Origin of the sequence: Labilibaculum euxinicum (genome assembly GCF_963678175.1) — a bacterium.
Lineage (GTDB): Bacteria > Bacteroidota > Bacteroidia > Bacteroidales > Marinifilaceae > Labilibaculum > Labilibaculum euxinus.
The window spans coordinates 1898382-1924864 of the sequence record NZ_OY782756.1; the positions used below are offsets into that span (position 1 = coordinate 1898382).

22 protein-coding genes, 1 tRNA gene and 1 pseudogene are annotated in these 26483 nt (G+C 35.6%); 13 read left to right on the top strand and 11 right to left on the bottom strand.

What is annotated here, in order from left to right; genetic code table 11:
* Positions 1–58: 58 nt before the first annotated feature.
* Positions 59–2509: a phenylalanine--tRNA ligase subunit beta gene (gene pheT / locus ACY0M5_RS07955; RefSeq protein WP_461631383.1), complete on the bottom strand. Its 2451-nt coding sequence runs from the start codon at positions 2507–2509 to the stop codon at positions 59–61.
* 345 nt (positions 2510–2854) lie between these two features.
* Here pheT and surE point away from each other — a divergent pair, with 345 nt between their 5' ends.
* The 3 genes from surE (at position 2855) to lpxB (ending at position 5144) form a co-directional block, all read left to right on the top strand.
* Complete coding sequence (gene surE / locus ACY0M5_RS07960; protein WP_124992077.1) at positions 2855–3637, top strand: 5'/3'-nucleotidase SurE; 783 nt, start codon at positions 2855–2857, stop codon at positions 3635–3637.
* Positions 3621–3920 (top strand): hypothetical protein, encoded by a 300-nt coding sequence (locus tag ACY0M5_RS07965; protein ID WP_461631384.1) that lies wholly within the window; start codon positions 3621–3623, stop codon positions 3918–3920. The genes surE and ACY0M5_RS07965 overlap by 17 nt, the downstream gene beginning before the upstream one ends.
* A 96-nt stretch (positions 3921–4016) precedes the next feature.
* Positions 4017–5144: a lipid-A-disaccharide synthase gene (gene lpxB, locus ACY0M5_RS07970; RefSeq protein ID WP_124992075.1), complete on the top strand. Its 1128-nt coding sequence runs from the start codon at positions 4017–4019 to the stop codon at positions 5142–5144.
* 23 nt (positions 5145–5167) lie between these two features.
* On the opposite strand, the gene ACY0M5_RS07975 is transcribed toward lpxB, so the two are convergent.
* Together ACY0M5_RS07975 and ACY0M5_RS07980 are read right to left on the bottom strand one after the other, a co-directional pair.
* Complete coding sequence (locus ACY0M5_RS07975) at positions 5168–5911, bottom strand: GIN domain-containing protein (protein WP_461631385.1); 744 nt, start codon at positions 5909–5911, stop codon at positions 5168–5170.
* Positions 5901–7010: an acyloxyacyl hydrolase gene (locus ACY0M5_RS07980; RefSeq protein WP_461631386.1), complete on the bottom strand. Its 1110-nt coding sequence runs from the start codon at positions 7008–7010 to the stop codon at positions 5901–5903. The genes ACY0M5_RS07975 and ACY0M5_RS07980 overlap by 11 nt, the downstream gene beginning before the upstream one ends.
* Positions 7011–7206: 196 nt before the next feature.
* Here ACY0M5_RS07980 and gldF point away from each other — a divergent pair, with 196 nt between their 5' ends.
* From gldF to ACY0M5_RS08010, 6 genes are all read left to right on the top strand, one after another.
* Entirely contained in the window at positions 7207–7938 is a 732-nt protein-coding gene (gldF, locus tag ACY0M5_RS07985; protein WP_461631387.1) for a gliding motility-associated ABC transporter permease subunit GldF, read from the top strand.
* Between the two features lie 12 nt (positions 7939–7950).
* The gene (gene gldG, locus ACY0M5_RS07990; RefSeq protein WP_461631388.1) at positions 7951–9663 is read left to right on the top strand and encodes a gliding motility-associated ABC transporter substrate-binding protein GldG; all 1713 of its coding nucleotides are present in this window, start codon (positions 7951–7953) and stop codon (positions 9661–9663) included.
* A 297-nt stretch (positions 9664–9960) separates the two neighbouring features.
* The gene (gene dnaN / locus ACY0M5_RS07995; protein WP_461631389.1) at positions 9961–11091 is read left to right on the top strand and encodes a DNA polymerase III subunit beta; all 1131 of its coding nucleotides are present in this window, start codon (positions 9961–9963) and stop codon (positions 11089–11091) included.
* 101 nt (positions 11092–11192) lie between these two features.
* Entirely contained in the window at positions 11193–11960 is a 768-nt protein-coding gene (locus tag ACY0M5_RS08000) for a 3'-5' exonuclease (RefSeq protein WP_124992069.1), read from the top strand.
* Positions 11961–11970: 10 nt separating this feature from the next.
* A complete protein-coding gene (locus ACY0M5_RS08005) occupies positions 11971–12582 on the top strand; it encodes a fumarylacetoacetate hydrolase family protein (RefSeq protein ID WP_156195004.1) in 612 nt (203 codons plus the stop codon).
* 234 nt (positions 12583–12816) lie between these two features.
* The gene (locus tag ACY0M5_RS08010) at positions 12817–14613 is read left to right on the top strand and encodes an AMP-dependent synthetase/ligase (RefSeq protein WP_124992067.1); all 1797 of its coding nucleotides are present in this window, start codon (positions 12817–12819) and stop codon (positions 14611–14613) included.
* Between the two features lie 71 nt (positions 14614–14684).
* Here the strand turns inward: ACY0M5_RS08010 and ACY0M5_RS08015 are convergent, their stop codons facing one another.
* The 5 genes and pseudogenes from ACY0M5_RS08015 to ACY0M5_RS08035 form a co-directional block, all read right to left on the bottom strand.
* The gene (locus ACY0M5_RS08015; protein WP_461631390.1) at positions 14685–15554 is read right to left on the bottom strand and encodes a class I SAM-dependent methyltransferase; all 870 of its coding nucleotides are present in this window, start codon (positions 15552–15554) and stop codon (positions 14685–14687) included.
* A 117-nt stretch (positions 15555–15671) separates the two neighbouring features.
* A complete protein-coding gene (locus ACY0M5_RS08020; RefSeq protein WP_461631391.1) occupies positions 15672–16097 on the bottom strand; it encodes a GNAT family N-acetyltransferase in 426 nt (141 codons plus the stop codon).
* Positions 16078–17064 carry an NfeD family protein gene (locus ACY0M5_RS08025; protein WP_461631694.1) on the bottom strand — a complete coding sequence of 329 codons (987 nt, stop codon included), beginning with the start codon at positions 17062–17064 and terminating at the stop codon, positions 16078–16080. Before ACY0M5_RS08025 ends, ACY0M5_RS08020 begins: the two co-directional genes overlap by 20 nt.
* Positions 17038–17517 (bottom strand): annotated as a pseudogene (locus tag ACY0M5_RS08030) (NfeD family protein); the annotation flags it as partial. The gene ACY0M5_RS08025 and the pseudogene ACY0M5_RS08030, both read right to left, overlap by 27 nt.
* Positions 17518–17614: 97 nt before the next feature.
* A complete protein-coding gene (locus ACY0M5_RS08035; protein ID WP_461631392.1) occupies positions 17615–18421 on the bottom strand; it encodes an EI24 domain-containing protein in 807 nt (268 codons plus the stop codon).
* Between the two features lie 169 nt (positions 18422–18590).
* Here ACY0M5_RS08035 and purB point away from each other — a divergent pair, with 169 nt between their 5' ends.
* The 3 genes from purB (at position 18591) to ACY0M5_RS08050 (ending at position 22146) form a co-directional block, all read left to right on the top strand.
* Positions 18591–19928, top strand: a complete 1338-nt coding sequence (purB, locus tag ACY0M5_RS08040; RefSeq protein WP_461631393.1) for an adenylosuccinate lyase — start codon at positions 18591–18593, stop codon at positions 19926–19928.
* A 104-nt stretch (positions 19929–20032) separates the two neighbouring features.
* Positions 20033–21859: an ABC transporter ATP-binding protein gene (locus ACY0M5_RS08045; protein ID WP_461631394.1), complete on the top strand. Its 1827-nt coding sequence runs from the start codon at positions 20033–20035 to the stop codon at positions 21857–21859.
* 131 nt (positions 21860–21990) lie between these two features.
* The gene (locus ACY0M5_RS08050) at positions 21991–22146 is read left to right on the top strand and encodes a hypothetical protein (RefSeq protein WP_154675800.1); all 156 of its coding nucleotides are present in this window, start codon (positions 21991–21993) and stop codon (positions 22144–22146) included.
* Between the two features lie 76 nt (positions 22147–22222).
* Here ACY0M5_RS08050 and ACY0M5_RS08055 read toward each other — a convergent pair.
* Positions 22223–22295 (bottom strand) — tRNA-Trp (locus ACY0M5_RS08055).
* A 256-nt stretch (positions 22296–22551) separates the two neighbouring features.
* Between ACY0M5_RS08055 and ACY0M5_RS08060 the strand changes: the two genes are divergently transcribed.
* Positions 22552–22995 carry a (4Fe-4S)-binding protein gene (locus ACY0M5_RS08060; RefSeq protein ID WP_124992060.1) on the top strand — a complete coding sequence of 148 codons (444 nt, stop codon included), beginning with the start codon at positions 22552–22554 and terminating at the stop codon, positions 22993–22995.
* Positions 22996–23029: 34 nt separating this feature from the next.
* On the opposite strand, the gene ACY0M5_RS08065 is transcribed toward ACY0M5_RS08060, so the two are convergent.
* Positions 23030–23896, bottom strand: coding sequence for a DUF4249 domain-containing protein (locus ACY0M5_RS08065; RefSeq protein WP_461631395.1), 867 nt, complete (start codon positions 23894–23896; stop codon positions 23030–23032).
* 4 nt (positions 23897–23900) lie between these two features.
* On the bottom strand, positions 23901–26483 hold the full coding sequence (locus ACY0M5_RS08070) for a TonB-dependent receptor (protein WP_461631396.1): 2583 nt from the start codon (positions 26481–26483) through the stop codon (positions 23901–23903).

Below are 26483 nucleotides of genomic sequence, written 5' to 3' on the forward strand. Positions count from 1 at the left end.
AATCAATAAAAAAGCCGGTTCCCAAAAAGAAACCGGCTCTATAAATATTTGTGTGAGACTATCTAATCTGAGCTCCCAATTGTTTTTCGTAGCTCTTAATCAGTTTCTGCATAATCTTATCAATCTGCTTGTCTTCCAATGTTTTTACAGTGTCCTGAAGAATGAAACTCACTGCGTACGATTTTTTATCTGCGCCCAGTTTTTCACCTTCGTAAATATCAAACAGAGAAACAGATTTTAATAAGTTTTTCTCGCAGTTGAAAGCGATGGTTTTAATTTCAGCAAAGCTGGTTGATTTGTCAATGAGTAAAGCCAAATCGCGTTTTACGGCAGGATATTTTGGTATCTCGGTGTAAGCAATTTTGTTTTTAGTTGCTTCTCCAATTAAAGTTTCCCAATCGAAATCAGCATAGTAAACAGGAACATCAATGTTCATTTCTTTTAGAATTTTACCGCTTACCATTCCAACTTCAACCAATACCTTTTTCTTAACGCCGTAGCTTAAGCCTTCGGTAAACTGGTCGTTTTCAATCTCGTTAATTCTTAATTTGTCGATCTTAAATCCCAAACGTTTCAGAACATTTTCAGTAAATGCCTTTATGTGGAAGAAGTTAGTTGGCTCTTCTTTTAAATTCCAGTTTGCAGCAGTTTTATTTCCACACATGAAAACACTCAGGTGTTCTTTTTCGAAATAGTTGTCAACCGGATTTTCATTTTCTTCATTCTTAAAGTGTTGGTACGATTTACCAAACTCATAGAATTTTAGATCCATATTTCTACGGTTGATATTGTAAGCAATGCATTCCAGTCCACCAAAAAGGAGACTCTGACGCATCGCATTTAAATCGGAACTAAGTGGGTTGAAAATACGAACAGTATTCTCTGGTTTCAAGCTTTCCAAGTTCTCGTAGTAAGATGCTTTGGTCAGCGAGTTGTTCATGATCTCGTTGAAACCAGAATACGACAACAGATCTGCAATGGTATTTCTTAATTTGTGCTCGTCTGGTTTTGGAGCATAGCTTAATGATGCATTTACCTTACCGGGAACTTTAACATTGTTGAAACCATAAATACGCAATACTTCTTCTACAATATCGGCTTCACGTTTTACATCCACACGGTACGGAGGAACCAACAGGTTCAATGTATCATCATCTTCTTTTTCGATACCGATTTCAAGAGCTGTTAAAATGTTTTTGATCGTTTCCTTACCAATTTTCTTACCGATTAAACGCTCGATACGATCAACGCTTACCTCAACTTTAAAATCGGCAACCGGGTTCGGATAAATATCAATCACTTCCGATGAAATGCTTCCACCTGCAATCTCCTTAATTAAAAGAGCGGCACGTTTCATCGCATAAATGGTATTGTTGGGATCAGTTCCACGTTCAAAACGGAAAGAAGCATCAGTATTTAAACCATGGCGACGAGCCGTTTTACGAACAGATACTGAATCGAAATAAGCACTTTCAAGAAATACAGAAGTAGTTGATGCGCTAACACCCGATTCTAATCCTCCGAATACACCTGCAATACACATCGGCTCTTCAGCGTTGCAAATCATCAGGTCGTTTTCGTTCAATTCCCTTTTTGTTTCGTCAAGAGTTGTAAATTGCGCTCCACCAGCCAGTGTTTTTACAATTACTTTATTCCCTGCTATTTTCGAGTAATCGAAAGCATGCAATGGCTGACCGGTTTCAAACAATACAAAGTTGGTGATATCCACTATGTTGTTAATCGGTTTTAAGCCAATTGCTTTCAAACGGTTTTGCAGCCATTCCGGTGATTCTGCTATGGTAACACCACTTACACAAACACCTGAGTAACGGTGACAAGCTTCGGGGTTTTCAACAACAACCTCGATTGGAGTACTGTTGTTTTCAACTTTAAAAGCTTCAACCGAAGGCATTTTATATTCTATAGCTTTTTGCTGCTTTAAGTAAGCAGCCAAATCTCTGGCAACACCAATGTGAGATGCACCATCAATACGATTAGGAGTCAAGTCAATTTCAATGGCAATATCGTCTTCCACATTGAAATACTTAGCTGCAGGTGTTCCTACAACTGCGTCCAAAGGAAGTTCCATAATTCCCTCGTGACCTGTACCAACACCAATTTCGTCTTCGGCACAAATCATACCTAGTGAAACCTCGCCTCTAATCTTCGATTTCTTAATGGTAAAGCTTTCATCACCATCGTACAAAACAGTTCCAACTGTGGCTACTACCACTTTTTGTCCCGCTGCAACATTAGCTGCACCACAAACAATTGGTAATAATTCTTCGCCATTCACATCAACACTTGTTATGCTCAAATGATCCGAATTTGGATGGGGAATACAAGTTTTCACTTCACCAATAACCAAACCTTCCAAGCCACCTTTAATGGATTGGATTTTTTCGATTCCACCAACTTCCAAACCAATTTGAGTTAGAATGTCATCCATTTCAGCAGGTGTAAGATCAATATCAATGTAATCTTTAAGCCATTTGTACGATACCTTCATTATATGTGTATTTTATCAGATAGTTTTCAAATTTATGGATAAAGTGATGCATTTACTTCACCTTATTCTACAAGCTTACAAAAGTAGAAATTTTACCTCCAAGTAACAAGCGGGATAGAGGCTTTAAATTAGTAAGCTTTAAGAAAATGAATTAAGCACTAAGACATTCGTTTTACTCATTATACTCAAAGTAATGCATAGGGAATGTAAAGACATTAAGAGACCTTCTTTGTGTTCCTTTGTAAAATCCTTCGCGTTTCCTTTGTGGTTAAAATATTTATCGTTCCAGGAAATTGATTATTGCCCCTATTTCGAATATATTTGTAGAATTATCAAAACAAAACTATGAGCGAACTGAAAGAGAAACCAATCATACTTGTAACGAATGACGATGGCCTTAATGCCAAAGGAATAAAGGCTTTGGTGGCTATGGTTAAAGATTTTGGAGATATTTATGTGGTAGCTCCAAACCGAACAAATTCAGGCAAATCGAATTCCATAACTGTTGAGATTCCTATTCGAATTAAAAAAGTTCGGGATGAGGAGAACCTTCATATTTATAGTTGTAAAGGAACTCCTGTTGATTGTGTTAAGCTCGCATTGAATAAGATTTTGCCAAGAGTACCTGATTTTCTGGTTTCAGGGATTAATCATGGCGCAAATACATCGGTAAGTGTTTTGTATTCCGGTACAATGGGCGCTGCTATCGAAGGTTGCATCAATGGAATTCCATCCATCGGATTTTCCTTAAATGTATTTGATGCTGATGCTGATTTTACCCAATCAGTAAAGTATGGCCGTAAAATATTCGCTAATTTGTTGCAGCATGGGTTATCAACTGGTGTTTGTTTAAATGTGAATTTTCCTAAAGATGAGATCAAAGGCATTCGTGTGTGTCGGCAGGCTGCCGGCAGGTGGAATGAGGAATTTGACCACAGACAAGATCCTTTTGGAGGAGATTATTACTGGTTGACCGGACATTTTAAGAATGCAGAGCCTAATAATGAGGAAACCGATGAGTGGGCCATTAAAAATGGATATGCATCGGTGGTTCCAACTCAAATTGATATGACAGCACACGCTTTATTAGAGAATTTAAAAAAATGGAATTATGAAGTCCAGGATTAATTCAACCCCTTTGGGATTGATTATTGGGATTTTGGTTCCTATTCTCTCAATTCTTCTTGTCTTTGCTGTCAGATTTAAAGCCGAGATGAGCTTAGAGACGTTTATCGATAGCTTGTTAGTTCATAAAATTTACACAAAGGTAATGGCACTTGGAGTGTATTTTGGGAACATTGTTTTCTTCTTTCTTTTTATCAAAACGGATCTGCTAAAAGCGGCCAGAGGAGTATTGCTGGCAACTATTTTGTATTCATTCGCGATCATGATTTTCCGTTTTGGGATGTAATTTGTATAGATATAAGATGTTAGAAGTGAGATATGAGACAGTGACGTGTAAATTATTTCAGTTCTTAAATCTTACTTCTCAAATCTATTTAGAAAAATGAAATACTATATCATCACAGGGGAGGCATCGGGAGATCTTCACGCATCGAATTTAATGAAAGAATTGAAAATTCAGGATCCGGAAGCTGAATTTCGATTTTGGGGAGGTGATTTAATGTTGGCACAGGGTGGCGAACTGGTAAAGCATTATCGCGAAACAGCTTTTATGGGGTTTTTGACTGTGGTGAAAAACCTGGGAAAGATAAAAGCGAATTTTTCTCTTTGTGAAACAGATTTGCTGAGATTTAATCCGGATGTTTTGATTTTGGTTGATTACCCAGGATTTAATTTGCGTATGGCAAAATTTGCCAAAAAGCATGGGATTCGTGTTCATTATTACATTTCGCCTAAAATCTGGGCTTGGAAAGAATCCCGGGTGAAGAAGATTAAAGCCTATGTAGATCGGATGTTTACCATTTTTCCTTTCGAGACTGAATTTTATCAGAAGCACAATTTTGAGGTGAGTTTTGGTGGAAATCCACTATTAGACGCCATTGAGAATCGTCCGAACAAAGAGGAAGGTTTCCCTGATTTTATTAAAAGGAACAAACTGGGTGAAAAACCAATTATTGCTTTACTTGCCGGATCGCGTAAGCAGGAAATTGAGCGGGTGTTGCCTGTAATGTTGGAATGTGTAGATTCTTTTCCTGATCATCAGTTTGTAGTTGCAGCAGCTCCATCAATTGATGCGGAATTTTATGCTTCTGTGGTTGGCGATCAAAATGTGCAATTTGTTTATGGGCAAACCTATGATTTACTGCAGCAAGCGAAAGCCGCTGTTGTTACTTCGGGAACTGCAACTTTGGAGACGGCATTGCTTCGTATTCCTCAGGTAGTTTGTTATCTAACTGGAGGAGGGAAGTTGTTATTTACAATCGGGAAGCGGCTTTTAAAGGTGAAGTACATTTCGCTCGTTAATTTAATTATGGATCAATTGATTGTAAAAGAGCTGATTCAGCATACTTGCAATAAAGAGATGATAACACAGGAACTGAATCAAATCCTTTTCAATAAAGAGTATCGTATTCAGATGCTTTACAATTATCAGCTGTTAAACGAAAAATTAGGTGGCGCAGGAGCATCAGCACGTTTTGCTAAAATGATTTACGAAGATCTGCAGCGGTAGAAAGGCTGACAAATTGTAGCATGCTATTCCGGCAATACCTTAGCTGTAGGACTTTGGTTGTTAACTTGTATCCGACTGATTGTAACAGCAGGATTTCCTTTGTAATACATGTCTCCACTGCTGTAAATGGTCACGTTTAGTTCGTTTTCGGCCCAAACATGCGCTTCGCCAATTCCATTTTGTGCCAGATTTACTTTTTTGCTTTGTAACTCAGAAGCTTTAATGTTGATAATGCCGTTCAATACATAATTTGAAGTTGGGCAAATGCCTTTAAATTCATATCCTCCTGCTGCCGTTCCAAAAGAATGAAAATCGAGGAAATCATACTTTAAATCCAGCTTCATTTCTATCAGTTCACTTTTTGAAGTGATGTCGATATCCAATCGATTTCCACTTAATACTCCTTTGCTGGAAAAAGAAGCTGGAGCATTTGCTGTAATTAGTTTGAGTTCTTTTAAATGAATTTCAGCTTCGATTAAATCAAAAATTTTAAGATTGTTTTTATGAGAATGATCAATAGTAAGGTTTTGATCGCTTATAACAACAGACGCTTTCGAAATAATGTTCTTACCACCTTTTAACAGAAGAAATTCTTCTTCATCTTTCACTAATGTTATTTTGAATGTGTTGAGATTTTTAATACTGGAAATCTCAGGCAGATCAATCCTTTTTACCGTGTACTCTCCTTCATTCTCAAAGGGATTCAGGGTTTCACAAGATGTTAGTGTGAGAAGTAATAAAACGAATATGTAAATTTTATTTTTCACTTTTGTCTTTTTTGATTCGATACCCGATTCCCCATTCTATATAATCGGCTTTTCCCATATGTGCTTTTAAGCTCAAACTGGTTATTAAATGCTTATTGAGTATGTAACGAATGCCAAGTCGCGTATAAATAGGTTTCTCAGGCTCAGTTTTATAATAGGTGTAAACACCGATGTTGGCAATGATACTAAATTTCTCTATAACAAGATCATGAGAAATAAAAATTGCTTGACTAAAACGATTCTCAAAGTCTGTCTCAGGTTCAAAATCCCATTTTCCTCTGTTGGCTGCTTTATTGTAAAATAAATCAATTCCAAAGCCTATTTTTTGTTTTGCATTAATTCCGAAAGAATAATTCCCTGTTAAGCTGGATGTGTAATATTTGTGATGATCTTTCTCCGAAGCCTGCTTAATTCCATTGCCCCAAATCAATACAAATTCATTGGGCAATTTCTCTTCTATTACTGCCGGGGTGAATGATTTTCGGCTTTTTTCATTCCAATAGTACTTTACCCCAAAATTACTTGTTAAAATATTTAGTCCCTTGTTGGGAGCACTAATTGCACCATTTGAAATGTGATTGAATCCAAGTCCCGCATTAATTCCCCATTTAGAATTGATTGAATAGCTTCCCTGAGCAACTAATTTAAAAAAAGCATTGAATTTGGTGCCGATGGCCAGGTTTGTGTAGTTTTTAACCGGATCGAAGTGTTTTTTTGTATAACCAAGTCCAATTCCTAATTGTGTATTCACTTCCCATTTATTACCTCGCGATAGGGGGAAATTTATGTATGGAAAAATAGCGGTTACATTCCCCAATACCTTATTGTTACCCAAACTGCCATGATACAATCCAAGGCCAACTTCAGGTTGTTTGTACAACTTAGCCCAGTTCTTTTCATTTGATGGTATGTAACCCATATTTAATTCTACGGCAGAAATTTGATCATTTATTAAATAACTGATGGATTTATGATGAGGCATAACCACTCCGTAATGATATCGAATAGTAGTAGTGAATATGTCCTTATTGTTTTTTTCCTGGGTAAATGCAGTTTTACAGAAAAGAAAAAATATAAAAAGGAGAAAGTAGTTTTTCATTTTATGGTATTGATTTCATCAAAGCTCATTGTTAAAATGTTAACTTAGAATTTATCCGAAAAAGTATCGTTTTCAATTGAATTTTGTAATCACGGATCAAATTTATGTAAGTTAAATTGATTTCGCAAAGAGTTTTTTCAACTGGAATAATTTTGCAAATTTGTAGAATAAGAATTTTTAACCAGAACCTAAATATATGTTGCCACTGCTTAGCAAGGAAATCAGGACTTTTTTCAGTTCAATTTCCGGGTACTTAATTCTTTCCATATTTTTAATTGCAACAGGATTATTTGTTTGGGTTTTTCCGGGCAATTCAAATCCTTTGGATTCAGGATATGCGAATTTGGATGTTCTTTTTGAAATGGCACCCTGGATTTATTTGTTTTTGATACCGGCAGTATGCATGCGATTTTTTGCAGAAGAGAAAAAACAGGGTACAATTGAACTTTTAATGACTCGTCCAATATCCGATATGGGAGTAGTGTTGGCAAAATATTTTGCAGGTCTTGCTGTTGTTACATTTTCTCTATTGTTTTGTCTGGTTTACTACTACTCCATTTACTATTTGGGCAGTCCTGCTGGGAGTATTGATTCCGGAGCATTTTGGGGATCTTTTATTGGCCTGTTCTTATTGGCAGGAGTTTATGTTTCGATAGGTGTGTTTGCCAGTTCATTAACAGATAATCAGATTGTTGCTTTCTTATTGGCTTTGGTGTTTTGTTTCATTTTCTTTATTGGTTTCGATTATTTAGGTGAGATTAACAGCATGCAATATTTGCAAAACCAGATTGTTTCGATGGGAATTAATGAACATTACAGATCCATTTCAAGAGGAATTGTTGATTCCCGGGACCTGCTGTATTTTATAGGAATTATAGTGGCTTTTCTTTTGCTGACGCGGACAGTTCTTAAGAGTAGAAAATGGTAATTGAATTTAGATATGGTACGAAATAGAAAATTAAAAGACCTTTTTCAATTGCTGATATCACTGTTGGCTTTGGTAATTGTTATTCAAGTTTTACAAATGTATTTTTTTCGTTTGGATTTGACTTCCGAAAAACGATATTCTTTATCGGATAATACAAAAGAGTTGGTGTCTCATCTAGAGAAGGACTTATATTTTGAAGTGTACCTTTCTGGAGATTTACCTTATGGATTCACAAAACTGCAAAAGGCCTGCCTGGAAATGATTGATGAGTTTTCGTCTTACTCCAATGTTAATATATCGTATTCTTTGATCAATCCTAATGATGTTTCTAATCCGAAAAAACGAAAAGAATTTCTTGATCAATTGGTGAGTAGAGGCTTGAAACCAATTAATCTGCAGGAGAAAACCACTGACGGCAGCTTAAATCAGAAGTTGGTGGTTCCTGGAATTATTGTTCATGACAGAGAGAAGGAGACTAGTGTTCATTTGTTAAAAAGTGTGGCTGGTTTATCATCCGACCAAAATTTAAATCATTCCATTGAGGAGCTGGAGTTTGAACTGACCTCGGCCATTCGAATGTTACAGAATAATATTCCAAAAAAAATAGCATTTCTTACCGGACATGGTGAATTGGGAGAGTATGAAGTGGCTGATTTTACAGCTTCTCTTCTGCAGCGTTATGAAGTGAATAGAATTAATGCTAAGGATTTAAATATTAAAAAAAATAGGTATTCTGCCTTGGTAATTGCACAACCCCGTAAGGAGTTTTCCGAAGAAGATAAATATCAGATCGATCAGTACGTGATGAATGGCGGACGCGTGATGTGGCTGGTTGATGAGGTGATTGCTTCGATGGATAGTTTGGTGACTAAGGAGAGTACAATGGCCTTTTTTCAGCCATTAAATATGGAAGACCAATTGTTTAGATATGGTGTGAGAATTAATCCTGATTTGGTAATGGATGTTCAGAGTCAGCTGATTCCTGTGCAAACAGCTTTACCTGGTCAGCCAGTTAAGTTTACGCCGGCTCCTTGGTATTACTCACCGCTTTTGGCAGCTCCCGATTCTCATCCAATCACACGAAAATTAAATGTGATAAAAGCTGAGTTTGCAAATTCGATTGATTTTGTAGGTAATAACAAACAGATAAAAAAACAGGTTTTGTTGGCCAGTTCAGAATATACAAGACTTGAAAAAGTTCCTAAACCAATTAGTCTGAATATTGTAAATCAAAAAATGGAGGCATCCGACTTTCCTGCCGGACCAAAGAATATTGCGGTTTTATTAGAAGGGATATTTCCATCTGTTTTTCAGAATAGAATCTGGAAAGGAATCAATAAAAATGATTTTAAACCGGAAAGTGTTCCAACTAAAATGATTGTAATATCGGATGGTGATGTAATTAAGAACAGGGTAAGAGGAGTGGGGAATAATCGCCAGATTGAAGCTTTGGGATACGACAGATATAGTAAGTCAACATATGGCAATAGAAATTTTTTACTTAACTGTGTTGATTATTTGTGTGATGATAACGGATGGATGCAATTACGGTCAAGGGAAGTGAAATTAAGAATGCTGAACAAAACCAAAATTAGATCGGAAAGATTGTTTTGGCAGCTTGTGAATGTGTTACTACCTCTAATTCTACTTCTTGTTTTTGGGCTTGTTCGTTTCTATGTCAGAAAACGAAAATTTGCATCATCGGGTGATTCAAATATTGCTTAGAAATACTATTTTTGTCGCCTCTAAAATAAAGTTTAGGAAGGTCTTCTTTCATTCTGAGTTTTATTTTTATGATTTTTATTGTGATGAATAATGTGTTTTAATGGTAAATAACATCCATTCAATTAAATACTGGTTTTATTTACTGGAGCCAGCTTTGTTTTTTGAATGAAGATTGTCAGGATTCCTTAATAAATTTGTATATTCACCACTTGTTATTTGCCCTTTGCCGCAATTGAATATTTCTTGTGTAAGGGTTCCTGATTTTGAATTTTTGGTTAATTTTAAAATATTATGCAAATGAAATTTGTAGTATCAAGTACAGAATTGTTAAGTCATTTACAGGCAATTAGTCGTGTTATTAGTAGTAAGAATACCTTACCTATTCTCGACAATTTTTTGTTTGAATTAAAAAATGATCAATTGGTAGCTACTGCTTCGGATTTAGAATCTACCTTAATTACTACAATTCCATTAGAGACTTCGGTAGGCGAAGGGGTAATTGCTTTTCCAGCTAAAATTTTGACTGATACTTTAAAAGAATTTCCAGAGCAACCACTTACATTCGATATTGATCTGACTTCTTTGGCAGTGAAAATTACTTCCGAAAACGGGGTGTTTAGTATTGTTGGTCAGAACGGAGAAGATTTTCCAAAACTTCCTGCAAAACAGGAAACTAATTTGGTGAATATTTCGGTTGAAGGTTCAGTTCTATTAACTGGTATCAACAAAACATTGTTTGCAACGGCTGATGATGAACTTCGTCCGGTGATGAACGGGATTTTTGTAGAATTGGGAAATAGCGACCTTACTTTTGTGGCCTCTGATGCTCATAAATTAGTTCGTTACAAAAGACTGGACGGAAGATCAGAGGTTGAATCATCGTTTATTTTGCCAAAGAAACCAGCATCGCTATTGCGTAATATTCTTCCGAAAGAAACGAATCCTGTTCGCGTAGAGTTTGATGAGAAAAATGCCTTTTTTACTTTGTCGAATTACAAGTTGATTTGTCGTTTGGTTGAAGGAAACTATCCAAGTTACAACTCGGTTATTCCTAAAACCAATCCTAATAAATTAACGATCGACAGGGTTGAACTATATAATACATTAAGACGGGTTTCTGTATTTTCAAATCCGGCAAGTAACCTAATTAAATTTGAATTGAAAGCAAATGAATTGGTTGTTTCTGCTCAGGATATTGATTTTTCAATATCAGCAAGAGAAAGATTACAATGCCAGTATGAAGGACAGGATCTGGAAATCGGATTTAAATCGGTATTTTTGTTAGAGATTTTGTCTAATATTTCGTCCTCAAATGTTATGGTCGAACTATCTGATCCAACAAGAGCAGGTATTTTCCTGCCTTACGATAATGATAATGCCGACGAGGATGTGTTGATGTTGTTAATGCCAATGATGATTAATGCCTAAGCAAAAACTTATATGATTACGAAATAAAATAACCCAACAGAACGTAAAGCTCTGTTGGGTTTTATATTTTTGTTACACAAGCTAAATTTCATAAGAATCCCATGAATTTGAATTTAAAGAATCCAATTGCCTTTATCGACCTTGAAACCACAGGAATTAATGTTGCGAAAGATCGTATTGTAGAAATGTGTATTGTAAAAGTGAATCCCAATGGTGATGAAGAGGTGAAGACCTTTCGGGTAAATCCGGGAATGCCAATTCCGGCACAGTCAAGTGCTATTCATGGCATAACTGATGAGGATGTTAAAAACGAACCATTGTTTAAAGAAGTAGGTAAAACTATTGCAAAATATTTGGAAGGGTGCGATTTGGCTGGATACAATTCCAATCGATTTGATTTTCCGTTACTGGCAGAGGAGTTCTTACGTGCAGATATTGATTTTGATATGAAAAAAAGAAAGTTTGTGGATGTACAGACTATTTTTCATAAAATGGAACAACGCACACTTGTTGCAGCCTATAAATTTTATTGCAATAAAGAACTAGAAGGAGCACACGGTGCCGAGGCAGATACAAAAGCGACTTATGAGGTTTTAAAATCACAGTTAGACAAGTACGACAATCTTGAAAATGATATCGATTATTTGTCTAAATATTCATCTCAGAATAATAATGTTGATTTCGCCGGTTTTATTATCAAGGATGAAAATGGGATTGAAATGTTTAATTTTGGAAAAAATAAAGGTGTGGCAGTAGAAAAAGTATTGGCTGATCAACCTGGTTATTACGGTTGGGTGATGAATAGTGATTTCCCATTGTACACCAAAAAAGTACTTACAGAGATTAAATTGAGAGGGTTTAATAAGTAATAGATTATTGATGAAAATTTTAGCAATAGGAAGAAATTACGAAAATCATGCTAAGGAGCTTAATAATCCGGTTCCTGAAGAGCCTGTGGTGTTTTCGATGCCCGATTCTGCACTTTTAAAAAACAATAATGATTTTTATTACCCTGACTTTTCCAAAGACATTCACCATGAGGTGGAAGTGGTGGTGAAAATTTGTAGAGTAGGTAAGAATATACCTTTGGAATTTGCTCATCGGTATTATGATGAAATCGGTTTGGGCATTGATTTTACCGCCCGGGATATTCAAGCTGAATGTAAAAAGAAAGGCTTGCCATGGGAAAAAGCAAAGGCATTTGATGGTGCTGCGCCAATCAGTAAATTTATATCGAAAGATAAGTTCAGGGATGTTAATCAGTTGAATTTCCATTTGGATATCAATGGGAATAGGGTGCAGACAGGTAATACTTCAAATATGATTTTTTCAATTGATTATCTGATCTCGTATTTGTCACAATATTTCACGCTGAAAATCGGAGATCTGATATATACAGGAACACCGGAAGGTGTGGGCCCGGTTAAAATCGGCGATCATCTGATTGCTGAGCTGGAAGGGGAGAAAATGATGGATTTTAGCATTCGCTAAGTAAAATACTGTATTATTTCTTTATTTAAATATATGGAACGACCGGAACACTTATGTTTACGGTCGTTTTCTTATAACCTGTTGAGAGGTAACTACTTTGATGATGTTTTGTTTGAGGGATGTTCTATTTCTATGATATTTAACACTTTAGCTTATTGGCTTTGCTTTCGAAAACCTTTTAATAGTAAGGAAACATCACTATCTTTGCGCCAATATCACAACTAAATAACTTTTATGGAATATCAACATTGGGGCAAATTAATTCGAGATCGTATTGAAAAATATTCAGATCGAATTGCTATGCACTATAAGGATGAAAAAAGTGGGGAATGGGTTGGTGTAACCTGGACTGAATTTGGATTGGAAATTCGGCAAATATCAAAAGCGCTGATAAAAATGGGTGTTGAGGAAAAGCAAATGGTTGCTATATTCTCACAAAATATGCCGGAGTGGATTACGGCCGATTTGGCGATTATGTGTGTGCGGGGCGTAACTGTTCCAATCTATCCAACGAATTCAACAGCAGAAGCAAAATATATCATTGAAGATTCTGAAACGCAGGTTATTTTTGTTGGAGAACAAGAGCAGTATGATCGCGCAGTGGAATTAATTAAGACAGTTCCTCATGTTAAAATGATTGTTGCTTTTGATAAGGATATTGTATTGTCCGATTTTGAAAGATCAATGCATTGGGATGAGTTCTTGATTTATGGAAAGAATGCTATGAATGGTGCTGCTTTTGAAGAACGGTTTGGAAGAGCAGAATTAGATGATCTTGCTACTCTGATATATACTTCGGGAACAACAGGAGAACCAAAGGGAGTAATGATCGATCACAACAATATTTCAAGTGTACTGGTCTCACATGATAAGGAATTGAATGTATCTGATAAAGATGTTTCTCTTAGTTTTTTGCCTTTAAGCCATGTTTATGAACGAATTTGGTGTTTCTTCTGTTTTCATCGTGGAATAGAAATTTATTTCAATCTTGATCCTAAAAAGATTGGTGATGCGATGAAAGAAGTGAAACCTACTCTAATGTGTACGGTTCCCCGAATTTACGAGAAGATTTATGCGGCCATTCAGGAGAAAAGTAAAGGGGCCTCAGCTGTAAAGAGATCTTTAATGAATTGGGCGATTAAAATTGGCGGTAAATATTATAATGAATACCTCCTGTTTGAGAAGAAAGTTCCAGCTGGTTTGAATTTCAAGCATAAGCTTGCTGATCAATTAGTGCTGAGGAAACTTCGTGATATATTTGGTGGCAGAATAAATTTTATGCCTTGTGGCGGAGCTCCGTTAGATTCAAATATTATTGAATATTTTCATGCTGCAGGTTTAAATGTAAAGATGGGATATGGCTTAACCGAAACCATGGCAACTGTATGTTTGTATGGTGATAAGTACATAGATTTTAACACAACAGGACGTATAATTGTTGGAACTGAGATTAAAATTGGTGATAACGATGAAATTTTAGTGAAAGGACCTGGTGTTATGCGGGGATATTACAAGAAACCTGAAGCTACTGCTGAAGTAATAAAGGATGGTTGGTTTTGTACTGGTGATGCAGGTAGAATTGATGAAAATGGTGCTGTAACCATCACCGATCGGATTAAAGATTTGATGAAAACTTCGGGGGGAAAATATGTTGCTCCTCAAAAGCTGGAAAAAACCTTGGTTAACGATCAGTTTATTGAGCAAATAGCTGTAATTGGTGATTGCAGACAATATGTAACTGCTTTGGCAGTTCCGGCAATGGAACCTCTCCAAAAATATGCAATTCAGAATAATATTGGATTTGAAACTATTGAAGAGTTATTGGGTAATTCTCAAATAATAGAGTTTTTTGAAAAACGTTTTGAGGAAATGCAAAAAGAATTTTCGCGTTTCGAGAAGATAAAAAAATTTACATTATTACCGAAAGAGTTTTCAATCGAGGCAGGCGAGATAACTTCAACGCTGAAATTGAAACGAAAAGTAATTCAGGAGAAATACAAACATCTTATTGATAAGATGTATAAAGAATAATAAACCCACCAGTTTATTTAGTAAACTCCGGCAGAATTAATTTTCTGACGGAGTTTTTTTTGTTTTACTCATCACGTTTTTTGTGCAACAAATCCAATCCATGGACTGTTTTCCTCGAAAGGCACTCCTTGAAGATCCGACCAGTAATCTTTCACACTAAATCCACTTTCTTTTATCATAGAGATAGCTCGTTCCAGTGAAAAATAATGTTTCCATATGTTATGAGTCCGGATTTCGCCGTTTTTTAAAATCAGCGTGTACTTATCCAATCTAACCTTATCTTTCTTGTATTTGTAATGAGATTGTAACAAAAGGTGTTCTTCCTCACTCCAAAATCCATCTTCTTTGCTAATGTACCACGATTGGTCTGGTTCTTCATTCTCGAAATAATGCTTTGTGAATACATCAAAAATCAAGTAACCTCTTGGTTTTAATGCTTTTTTAACTTTTTGCAGGAGTAAGCTTCTGTCATCATGAGATAACACGCATAAATCGCCGTAAATGAGAGTGATTACATCGAATTCTTCTTTGTAATCCATTTCCATATAGTCCTTGCAGATGTATTTAATACGATAATTAAATTCCTCAGCTTGTTCTTTTGCATAATCAATAGAACTCTGCGAGAAATCAATTCCAGTTACAGCAAAACCCTGTCCATAGAAATTTTCGCTGTACAAACCGGGGCCACAGCCCAAATCAAGTAATTTACTATCTTCCGGAAGTTTTAGGTATTCGCTCAGCCAAAGTACAGATTGCAGTATGTCCTGATATTTTCTGGAACCCTGATCCGATTCATCGTCAAGATGAGCATTTAGCAGATGCTCCGAAACGTATGGGTCTTGCCAAAAATTCCCATCGTCTTTTGCAAACAGTTTAGGTTTCTTGGTAATCTTTTCAAGAAGGGAGAAATCGATTAACCCCTTAGGTGAAATTAAAGTCATAGTTTTCTAAAAAATATATTACTGATTTTGTTGCAATTTTACTCTTTTAATTCCTGAAATACTAAAAACAGAAGTCAAATCAGTTTATTTTACAGAGTGTTATGCATAATTTTGTTTTTAATGCCTTCGTTTAATCATTACTTCGTATCCTTCAAGGATATTAAATCCTAGTTTTTTATAAATATTTAGTGCCGTTTTGTTTGAATGATGAACCTCCAGTTTAATTTGCATGTTTAAGCTTTTAGCATGCGCCAATGCTGTTTCAGTAAGAAATTTTCCATATCCCCGGAGTTGATATTCAGGATGAATTCCCACATGATGCAGATACAATCGTCTGGAATCATTTGTGACCCAACAAGAACCAATCAGTTTTCGGGTTTTGGAATCTTCAAGAATCCAGAATTTGCCTCCGTGCAATAAGCTTGTCTCGATTGTTTCTGCATTGTCGCCACGTTCTTCACCTCCCAAACTGGTTATTTCCCATAACTTAAGAACGGACTGGTAATCGTCTGATTTATAATTTCTAAGCTTGATTGAGCTCATCATCTTCTTTTTTTATAACATATACCTGACCGGATTCAAAACGGATTACTTCTATAAGTGTGTCTTTGTCTATAAAACCGTCCTCCGATTTAGCATCGTAAATTTGATTTTCGATAAATACTTTGCCCGAAGGACGAAGAACGCTAAGAACGGTTCCTGTTTTCCCTATTAATGATTTGCCTTTCATATCAACACTAACGTAACCATCTTCTGATTTTTCTATTGTGCCAAGAGCTAAATGTCCTAAAAAGGAATTGGAGGCAAACAGCCTTTTGCTTGCATAAATTGATCCCAGTATGGAGGCTAGCATAGAAAAGACAACCAGCATAATTGCACCAAGCAAAGCTCTTACGTGACGGGGCTCAAAATCAAAAGCAACATTGTCAACCAAACTTAAAGCTAGGCCGGTAATAATGAGAATGATTCCGGAAATACCAGCAACACCAAAGCCTGGAATAACAAATATTTCCAGAGCGAGGAGGATGACACCGGCAACAAATAAAAGAATTTCCCAGTTTTCGGCCATTCCTTCCAAATAAAGGGGCGAGAAGTAGAGAACCGCTGCAATTGCGGATGCCAGTATCGGAAATCCGATTCCCGGAGTTTGTAACTCAAAATAAATTCCTCCAATAATAATCATGATTAAGATACCTTGTAAAATAGGATTAATCATGAAATCAATCATTTTTTCAATTCCAGTTGGTTCATATTTTTTAATCGTATATTCTTTTATTCCAGCCTTAGCAAGGACTTCTTCCACACTATTTGCAATTCCTTCGCAGTATCCGTTTTTAATTGCTTCAGCCGGAGTGAAAGTTAAAACTTTTCCGGTGTCAATCACATTTTCAATATAAGTTCGGGGATCAACCATCGCTTCAGCAATTAACGGATCTCTTCGCCATTTGTAGATTGTGTCACCTTTTTGAATTAATGTGTCTTTGCCATGCGATTCGGCTGTTGCACGCATTGTCGATCGCATGTACGATTGATATTTATCGGGCATTGCCGCACCTGTTTGATTTACAACAGTTGCCGCTCCAATATTGGCTCCGGTTCTCATGTAAATACTATCGCAGGCAATGGAAATAAGAGCTCCGGCAGATGCAGCATTGTTATCAATAAAAACATAAACAGGAATCTTGCTGTTTAAAATGGCTGTTCGAATTGAATCTGCATGAATCACCGTACCGCCGTAGGTATTCATATGAATAAGAATGATATCAGCATTCCATTCAACGGCTTCCTGAAGTGCATCTTTTGTCTGTCTCCAGGCGGCAGGCCCAATCTCCCGTTTAATATCAAACTTGTAAACCTGTGTTTTGTTAATTTCCGGAATACTGTCAGCAGGCTGATTTGCCATAAGCTGGAAAGTCAGCGATAAAGAAAAAATGATAAGAAGAAAGCGACGAATGTTATTCATGTTTGTATTTGTTTTTACTGTGTCTGATTGTATTCAAAACCTAAGCCTGACAATTAACAGGAGGAATTTGAACTTATATGTAAGATAGCAATTAAGTTTAAATTTTGTTTGATTTTCTATTTAGGTATTTGTCATCATCCCAAATTTCATTTACTGCTAAAGCTCCTGCAACAACTGAAATAATAGCTGCAAAACTTGAAAAAGAAACGCCGCAAAATGGAACGATCAGGCAGAGTGAAAAAATAAAACCATTGGCAATTACGATTCCTTTGTTTTCTCTCATGAACAGAACACTTTGTGTAATGCTCATTTTTTTGCGTTCAATTGCATAATCCAGAAATGAAAATCCGTAGAAATACGCTGAAATAAAAAACAGTAATATAGCGGCAATCCAACCTATTATCGGAATAAAACTTAAAATAAACATGAGTATCGTTAAAGCCAGTTCTATTAGCAAGTTTCGAACAGCAATAAAAACGCCGCGTACAATGTCTTTTAGAAATTGTTTTATTTCAAATGGATAGTCATTTCCTGTTTTTATTTTTTCTGTTCGTTCTGATAAATAGGAGAATACAGGTGACATAAGAATGATGATGATATAGCCTCCAAAATATGCGAATATCAAAAAGAATAATAATTTGAATATTACCCAAATAAATCCCCCAAGGGTCGCTTTTAAGAAACCGGAACCCCAAAATTCAGTATTTTTTAAATCCAACCATCCTTCAAGATAGGTTTGCGATTGTTGAGCCAAATCACCAATGTAATCCCAGCCAACCCAAAATAAAATGATATTGAGAAGAATTGGGAATATGAAAAACCAAGCCAATCGTTTTCTGAAAATATATTGAATGGCTTCGGTGTAAGTTCGTAAGCCAAAGCTGAAATCTGTAATGAATTTCATTGATTCTTTTTTAAGTTAAGTGACTTAACAAAAATAACATTTATCGATAAAATGCGAAATATAAGATTCATTGTTTCATCAGATCATTCTATGAAAACTTTCGCGACTCATCGCTTTTAATTACCTTTGGGCTTCTAAATAACCATTATTGACATTTAATTTTTTTGAAATGCAGAGTTTGACAGCAATTTCGCCGGTTGACGGACGTTACCGTGATAAGGTAGACGTTTTAGGAGAGTATTTTTCGGAATATGCTTTGGTGCGATACAGAGTTTTGGTAGAAGTAGAATATTTTATTGCTTTATGTGAGGTTCCTCTTCCGCAATTAAAAGATTTCGATAAGGATTTATTTGCAGATTTGCGTAGTTTATATCTCGATTTTACAGTTGAAGATGCGCAAAAAGTTAAAGATATTGAAAGCGTAACAAATCATGATGTTAAAGCTGTTGAGTACTTTATTAAGGAAAAATTTGATGCTTTAAATCTTCACAAATACAAAGAGTTTATTCACTTCGGATTAACTTCTCAGGATATTAATAATACAGCAACACCGTATTCATTGCGCGATGCTGTGCATGATGTATATTATCCTCTTTTAGACGAATTGATTAATAAACTGGACAGTCTTTCTGATGATTGGAAAGAAATTTCAATGTTGGCCCGTACTCATGGTCAGCCGGCATCTCCAACTCGTTTGGGAAAAGAAATTCAGGTATACGTATATCGTTTAAAGAAGCAGTTGGATCTCTTGAAAAGTGTTCCATGTTCGGCTAAATTTGGTGGGGCTACCGGTAACTTTAATGCTCATCATGTAGCATATCCTAAAACCGACTGGAAAGAATTTGGGAACCATTTTGTAAATGATATTTTGAAATTGGAACGTGAGGAATTCACTACGCAGATTTCCAATTATGACAATATGGGAGCTATTTTCGATAATCTAAAACGAATTAATACCGTTTTGATTGATTTGAATCGTGATTTTTGGACTTATGTATCCATGAATTATTTCAAACAAAAAATTAAAGAGGGTGAAGTAGGATCATCGGCTATGCCTCATAAGGTTAACCCAATCGATTTTGAAAATTCGGAAGGAAATCTTGGATTGGCAAATGCTACTTTTGAGCATTTATCGGCAAAATTACCAATATCCAGATTGCAACGCGATTTAACAGATTCTACTGTTTTAAGAAACATCGGAGTTCCTTTTGCACATACTATTATTGCTTTTAAATCTTTATTAAAAGGTTTGGATAAATTGATTATTTCGAAAGAAGCTTTTCAGGCCGATTTGGATGCGAACTGGGCGGTTGTTGCCGAGGCAGTTCAAACCATTCTTCGCCGCGAAGGATATCCAAATCCTTATGAAGCATTAAAAGCTTTAACCCGTACCAATAGTCATATAACAAAAGAAAGTATTGCTGAGTTTATCGATACTCTTGATGTTGACGACAGCTTAAAGGTTGAATTAAAGGCGATTAGTCCAGATAATTATACTGGAATCTAAAATATTAAATCTTGTTAATACTTTGTAAATAGGCTGTAAGAGTTGTACTTTTACAGCCTTGTTTTTTTACAGCTTATTGATAATTTTTACACACTAATTACTTGATGAAAAATTTTATTAAGGTTCTTAAACGATTCTTGCCTCCTTACCGATTGGATTTGGGAATGATGTTTTTTTATAACTTGCTATCTGCTTTGTTTGGTGCATTTTCATTTGGAGTAATGATTCCGGTACTGAATATCATATTTGGTATTTCAGGAGACCCTGTAACTGAAAAAGTTGCATGGGAGTTTACTACAGATGCCTTAACTAATAATTTTTACTATTATACTTATTTATTGACTCAGAATTATGGTGCCGATGCTTCCTTGATGTTTGTTGGGCTTGTTCTTTTGGTTATTGTTTTGTTTAAGGTTGCTTTTGCATTTTTAGGATCTTATCATAGTGTAAGCATTCGAAATGGCGTAGTGCGTGATATGCGTCAGATTATCTATAGTAAGATTGTGAATTTGCCATTGCCTTATTTTACAGATGAAAAGAAAGGTGATATTATGTCCCGTTCAACAGGTGATGTATCTGAGGTTGAAAACTCTATTATGAGTTCAATAGACATGTTTTTTAAGAACCCGGTTATTATTATGGTCTACCTTGTAGGAATGATTATTATGAGCCCTCAACTTACTCTTTTTGTTTTTATATTACTACCTATAGCTGGGTTTATAATAGGCAGAGTTGGCCGGAATTTGAAGAAAAGTTCACGGTCGGGACAGGATAAAATGGGTGATATTCTTTCTACGATTGAAGAAACTTTATCCGGCCTTCGGATCATCAAAGCATTCAATGCTGAGGATAAAATGAACGATCGGTTTATGGTTGAGAGTAATGATTACCGAAAGATCATGAATAGCATGATGAGACGTTACGTTCTGGCTCATCCTTTAAGTGAACTTTTGGGAACGATGGTGATTGTAATTGTTTTATGGTACGGAGGACGATTAATTCTTAATGGTACAGGTAATTTGAATGCGTCTGCCTTTATTGCCTATTTGGCTATGTTTTATTCTGTGATTAACCCTGCAAAGCAATTTTCAAAGGCTGCTTATAGTATTCAAAAGGGATTGGCAGCAATGGATCGTATCGATCAATTATTGGATGCCAAATCGACAATTACAGAAAAGGAGAACGCAAAAAGTGTTGGCGTTTTTCAGGAATTAATTGAATACAGGGATGTATCTTTTTCCTACAATGGAGAACGTAATGTTTTGAAAGAGGTTAGTGTTACTATACCAAAAGGGAAAACAGTAGCATTGGTCGGTCAATCAGGTTCAGGTAAAACTACATTTGCGGATTTATTACCACGGTTTTACGATGTAAACAAAGGTGGTATTTTTGTGGATGGTACTGATATTCGGGATTATAAAATGAAGGATTTGAGAAACTTGATGGGAAATGTGAATCAGGAATCCATTTTGTTTAATGATACTATTTTTAATAATATTGCTTTTGGTGTAGAAAATGCCACATTGGAAGAAGTTGAGGCCGCAGCTAAAATTGCTAATGCTCATGATTTTATCACAGCAACTGAAGATGGTTATTATACTAATATTGGAGATCGTGGCGGTAAACTTTCCGGTGGTCAGCGGCAGAGGTTGAGTATTGCCAGAGCTGTTCTTAAAAATCCTCCTATTATGATTTTGGATGAAGCTACTTCAGCTTTAGATACGGAATCAGAGCGATTGGTACAGGATGCTTTGGATAAATTGATGCAGAATCGTACTTCAGTTGTAATTGCTCACCGCTTGTCAACAGTTAAAAATGCCGATTTGATCTGTGTTTTTCATGAAGGAGAGATTGTTGAACGTGGCAAACATGAAGAGCTTATTGCAAAAAATGGTACGTATAAAAAATTGTATGATATGCAGCTTTTGTAGGTATTCAATTCTGAAAAAATAATAAGAAGGATGAATCAATTAAGTGGTTCATCTTTTTTTTGTCACTTATTTTATTTTTTTGCGTAGAAAACAAATAATAGTAAACACTTAGTTTTTTAAAATTTAAAGTTATGTCGAAAACTATTAGATCAATTCAGCCCCAAAAGGAGAAGAAAAAAAGGTTTCATTCAAAAAAATCAAAAAGAGAGATTCCAAACTATAAATTGAGAGAAGGAATTGTAGAGATGGATGCAAATGAAAAGTATTACTTAAAGGATAATTTATAAAAAGTGAAAAGCGATCAGAAATGGTCGCTTTTTTTATAAAATAAAAAACTTTCCTAAATAATTAGAAAGGTTTTTGCACGGGTGGAGAGACTCGAACTCCCGACACCTGGTTTTGGAGACCAGTGCTCTACCAACTGAGCTACACCCGTCTGTAATTAGTCTTTTCAAAAATGTTTTCCCGAAAAGTCTGCGACAAAAGTAGGATATTTTTTTTGATGTGCAAGCCCTTTTTTTATCTGGATTTATTTTTTCACAGATGAAACTTTCCTTTGGTTTTGCAGGGGTTTCAGAATGAGATGATTGCTGTTGAAAGAGTAATTTTATTTGTTGGAAAATAATTTAATAATATTCATGAAAATGTAGTAAATTAATAGGTGAAGTAAAAAACATCAAAATTAATGAGCCATGATAAAAACGAAAAAAGAATATTCCAATGGAGTGGTTACAGTAGTGTACGAATCTGATTTATGTATTCATTCCGGTGTTTGTTCTAAAGGATTGCCAGATGTTTTTCAGCCGGGGACAAGACCTTGGGTTAAAGCAAAAGGAGCTGGTACTGAAGAGATCATTAAACAGGTGCAAAAATGTCCGTCCAGAGCGTTGTCTTTTTATATGAATAGTCCCGATCGTGAAGACGGTGAAAAAGGTCCGGTTAAAGCAATTGAAGCCGGGCACAAAGTAGAAGTATTTAAAGATGGTCCTATTATGATGGAAGGACCAATAACTCTTGTTGGTTCAGATGGACAGAGAAAAGTAATGGCAAATGCTTGCTACTTTTGCCGTTGCGGTTCTTCTAAAAGTAAACCATTTTGCGATGGTTCCCATAAGGACATCGGGTTTAAAGAATAAAAAAAGAAAAGAGCACCTTTGGTGCTCTTTAAATTTATTGTTCAGTTTTAACCGTGATGGAATTGCGTGTGATGGAATAAACTGCAAAAAAGCCAACTGCATCATTCGAAATATTGCTTCTTATGTTGGCAGGCGGACCTGAAAACATGGGCGTTTGTTTTTGGTCCATAGTTTGAAATTCATTAACAAAGTCAAAATAGTCTTCAGTCATAGCATAAGTTTCTAAAGTAATTTTGTCATTATCATAAATTATTTCGTCGGGTTTTTCCTGATCGAAAAATCCAACGTCAACACCTTTTGAATCGCCTCCATTAAAGAAAGTGTCTTCGGCTATCACAACTTCAGTTATGGTATCTTTTACCAATATATTATTAATTTGGCAGGCAAAACCATAATAATTTTCTGTTTCGATATCATCTTGTAAATACAAGGAAAGAAGCCAATATGCTTTTCTATCACCATCGTCATTCATGTATCTTTTGTCGTAATTCATCTTAATTGAATCAACATCATATGGGAATGGCATCACGGATTGAGCTTGGTATATTTCCTTTTCACCATTCTGATCGATATCAATATTGGATATTGATAAAGAGTATGTTGTGCCTGGTATTCCCGAAAATTTGGTAACGCTTTCGTAATATCCCCGGCTTGTTTCTTCATAAAGATAATCGGATGTGCCATCGCTGACTTTTATATTCGCTTTAGTAACAGGTATTGCTTCTTTGTTAAAGAATACGTCGCTCGATTCACTTAATTTCACGAAATGCTTTTTGAAATCATTTGTGATTTTGGCTTCAACACATAAGCGGGTAGAAGTGCTGTCTAATTCTACATCCATCTTCTCGGTGCAAGAGCTTAGTATTAATATAGATGTGATAAGATATATTATTCGTTTCATTATTTTAAAATTTAAAATTATAGGTCACTGAAGGAACAAAAGTGAACAGATATGTTTTTTCTGCATAAATCTTTTTAGGATCATTTTCATCCTGAACGAAATTTACAACCCAAGGATTTTTTCTTCCGTAGGCATTGTATAAGGAAAAGTTCCATTCTCCTTCCCATTTTCTATTTGGTTTTTTCTTATTCTTAACGGTTAAAGCCAAATCCATTCGGTGATAATCCGGCAAACGGTAGGAATTTCTATCCGAATATATTTTTATAAATGCACCTTGATATTCTGCCCGCCCTGTTGGGAAGGTTATTGGTTTCCCTGTTGAATAGGTAAAATTAGCAGAGATGCTTGTTCTTTTCGTTAATTGATAACTTAGGGCAGCCTTAATATCATGAGGTACGTCGTAGGGTGAGCGATAGGTGTTGCCTTTATTAATACCTGCAACAGTTCGTTTGGTGCTTGCATAGGTATACCCAAGCCATCCATCCAGACGATTTAAATTAAGCTGTGCCATAAATTCTATACCGTAAGCTTCAGAGGAACCAAATCGTAATTCGCCTTCCAATTCTTTGTTTAAGAGCAGATTGGCAAAATCTTTAAAATCAACAGTGTTTTTCATTTTTTTATAGTACAGCTCCACTGATGTTTCTATTGCGTTGTCTTTGAAGTTTCGGAAATAACCTATGGCATATTGATCTGATTTTTGTGGTTTAACATTAGGCGAAGAGGGAAACCAAACATCCAAAGGCATTCCCCCTGAAGAATTCTGAGCAAGCTGCATGTATTGTGAGGTTCTGGAATAGCTTATTTTAACAGAAGAAACCTCATTTAAAGAATATTTTGCTCCAAGTCGTGGTTCCCAGTTGGTATATGTATTATATATATTTCCTGATTTGTAAATTGTAGAATCAGTAACTTCATAATTGTTATTAAAATCATAAACGGTACCTTTTCCAATATTATTAAACATCGAAAAACGTATTCCATATTTTAATGTTAATCGTTCTCCTATTTTTTGTTCGTTAGAAACGAACAGGGCTTCTTCCAACGCATTCGAATTATTAACCTTGTATTCTGATATAAAGGATTCCTCACCAATTCCGTGTGCATAACCAGGTTCAAATTTATGGTAGGTGAATATTCCTCCGAATTTGATTGTGTTGTTTGAATTTAAAAAGTAATTGAAATCTTGCTTTACGGACAAATCTTCAAGTTTAGAATCCCACATAAAGGCATTAGCTCCACTGCTATTAGACAATTCATAATTGTATTTGCTCCAAAGTAGAGACGTGTTTGAGAATAGTTTGTTTGAAAATAAATGATTCCACCTAAGAGTTAAGGTTTGATTTCCAAACGAAAGTTGGTTATCGTTGTTTTTAAACTTGTCTTTCCCAAAATAGGTCGAAATAAATATTCGATTCTTACTATTAATCCGATGATTAATTTTAGCGTTTAAATCGTAAAAATACACGATGTTGTCATTTACATCTTCATTTGAAGAAAGACGAAGAAATAGATCCAAATAACTTCTTCGGCCACTTAAAATGAATGAGGTTTTATCATTTTTTCCAATTGGTCCTTCCAAAGTTAAGCGCGACGAAATGGTTCCTATTCCACCGCTTCCAGAGAATTTTTTAGAATTTCCATTTTTCATTCTGATATCTAAAAAAGAGGATAACCGGCCTCCTATGTTTGCAGGAATATCTCCCTTGTAGAGTTTTAAATCGCTGATGGCATCGTTATTAAAAATGGAAAAGAAACCTAAAAGATGAGAAGCGTTGTAAACGGGAGCTTCATCCAAAAGAATCAAATTTTGATCCGGATTTCCTCCACGAACGCTAAATCCAGTTCCTCCTTCGGCCGCAGGTTTTACGCCGGGAAGCATTTGAATGGCTTTGATTAAATCAACTTCACCCATTAGTGCAGGAAGTTTTTTTACCGTTGAAACAGGAAGTTTTACAACGCTCATTTCATTGCGCTTGATGTTTTTGGCAGCACCTTCTCCCGTTATCACAACTTCATTTATTTGCTGACTTTCATTATCTAATTCAACAGTTAAAACTTTATCTTCTTCAATTTCGATAATCGATTCTTCTGTTTTGTTGCCTAAAAAGGAATAGCTAATCGTGTATTTCCCGGAAGGGATACTGAGCGAATAAAACCCGTACACATTACTAACTGTTCCACTTGCTAATTCCTTAATGTAACATGCGGCTCCAATTAAGTCTTCACCCGTTTTCTTATCACGAATATATCCACTAATGGTTACTGTTTTTTTTTGTATAGTTTTAAATGATATCTGCTTCTCAATTATCCTGTATTTAAGTTGCAATTGAAGAGATATTTTGTCTAACAGAAGATCCAGTGCATATTCCTTTTTACCCAGATTAATTGTTTTCTGACTGAGATCATTATCTGTTGGATACGTGTAATTGTATCCGGATTGAGTCTTTATCAGGTTCATTAATTCATTTAATGTATAGGAATTCTTTTCTGTTTTTATAATATTATTGATTCTATTTTGTGACAATAGATTTGTACTCCCCAACAACATTATTATGCAGCTAAGGGTAAGAATGATGTGCTTCAT

Coding starts and splice junctions, on each gene's coding strand:
- ACY0M5_RS08070 (WP_461631396.1), bottom strand. CDS start 26,483: ATGAAGCACATCATTCTTACCCTTAGCTGCATAATAATGTTGTTGGGG.
- ACY0M5_RS08010 (WP_124992067.1), top strand. CDS start 12,817: ATGGAATATCAACATTGGGGCAAATTAATTCGAGATCGTATTGAAAAA.
- dnaN (WP_461631389.1), top strand. CDS start 9,961: ATGAAATTTGTAGTATCAAGTACAGAATTGTTAAGTCATTTACAGGCA.
- pheT (WP_461631383.1), bottom strand. CDS start 2,509: ATGAAGGTATCGTACAAATGGCTTAAAGATTACATTGATATTGATCTT.
- surE (WP_124992077.1), top strand. CDS start 2,855: ATGAGCGAACTGAAAGAGAAACCAATCATACTTGTAACGAATGACGAT.
- purB (WP_461631393.1), top strand. CDS start 18,591: ATGCAGAGTTTGACAGCAATTTCGCCGGTTGACGGACGTTACCGTGAT.
- ACY0M5_RS08025 (WP_461631694.1), bottom strand. CDS start 17,064: ATGCGTGCAACAGCCGAATCGCATGGCAAAGACACATTAATTCAAAAA.
- lpxB (WP_124992075.1), top strand. CDS start 4,017: ATGAAATACTATATCATCACAGGGGAGGCATCGGGAGATCTTCACGCA.
- ACY0M5_RS07980 (WP_461631386.1), bottom strand. CDS start 7,010: ATGAAAAACTACTTTCTCCTTTTTATATTTTTTCTTTTCTGTAAAACT.
- ACY0M5_RS08020 (WP_461631391.1), bottom strand. CDS start 16,097: ATGAGCTCAATCAAGCTTAGAAATTATAAATCAGACGATTACCAGTCC.
- ACY0M5_RS08045 (WP_461631394.1), top strand. CDS start 20,033: ATGAAAAATTTTATTAAGGTTCTTAAACGATTCTTGCCTCCTTACCGA.
- gldG (WP_461631388.1), top strand. CDS start 7,951: ATGGTACGAAATAGAAAATTAAAAGACCTTTTTCAATTGCTGATATCA.
- ACY0M5_RS08050 (WP_154675800.1), top strand. CDS start 21,991: ATGTCGAAAACTATTAGATCAATTCAGCCCCAAAAGGAGAAGAAAAAA.
- ACY0M5_RS08015 (WP_461631390.1), bottom strand. CDS start 15,554: ATGACTTTAATTTCACCTAAGGGGTTAATCGATTTCTCCCTTCTTGAA.
- ACY0M5_RS07965 (WP_461631384.1), top strand. CDS start 3,621: ATGAAGTCCAGGATTAATTCAACCCCTTTGGGATTGATTATTGGGATT.
- ACY0M5_RS08060 (WP_124992060.1), top strand. CDS start 22,552: ATGATAAAAACGAAAAAAGAATATTCCAATGGAGTGGTTACAGTAGTG.
- ACY0M5_RS08035 (WP_461631392.1), bottom strand. CDS start 18,421: ATGAAATTCATTACAGATTTCAGCTTTGGCTTACGAACTTACACCGAA.
- ACY0M5_RS08065 (WP_461631395.1), bottom strand. CDS start 23,896: ATGAAACGAATAATATATCTTATCACATCTATATTAATACTAAGCTCT.
- ACY0M5_RS08005 (WP_156195004.1), top strand. CDS start 11,971: ATGAAAATTTTAGCAATAGGAAGAAATTACGAAAATCATGCTAAGGAG.
- gldF (WP_461631387.1), top strand. CDS start 7,207: ATGTTGCCACTGCTTAGCAAGGAAATCAGGACTTTTTTCAGTTCAATT.
- ACY0M5_RS08000 (WP_124992069.1), top strand. CDS start 11,193: ATGAATTTGAATTTAAAGAATCCAATTGCCTTTATCGACCTTGAAACC.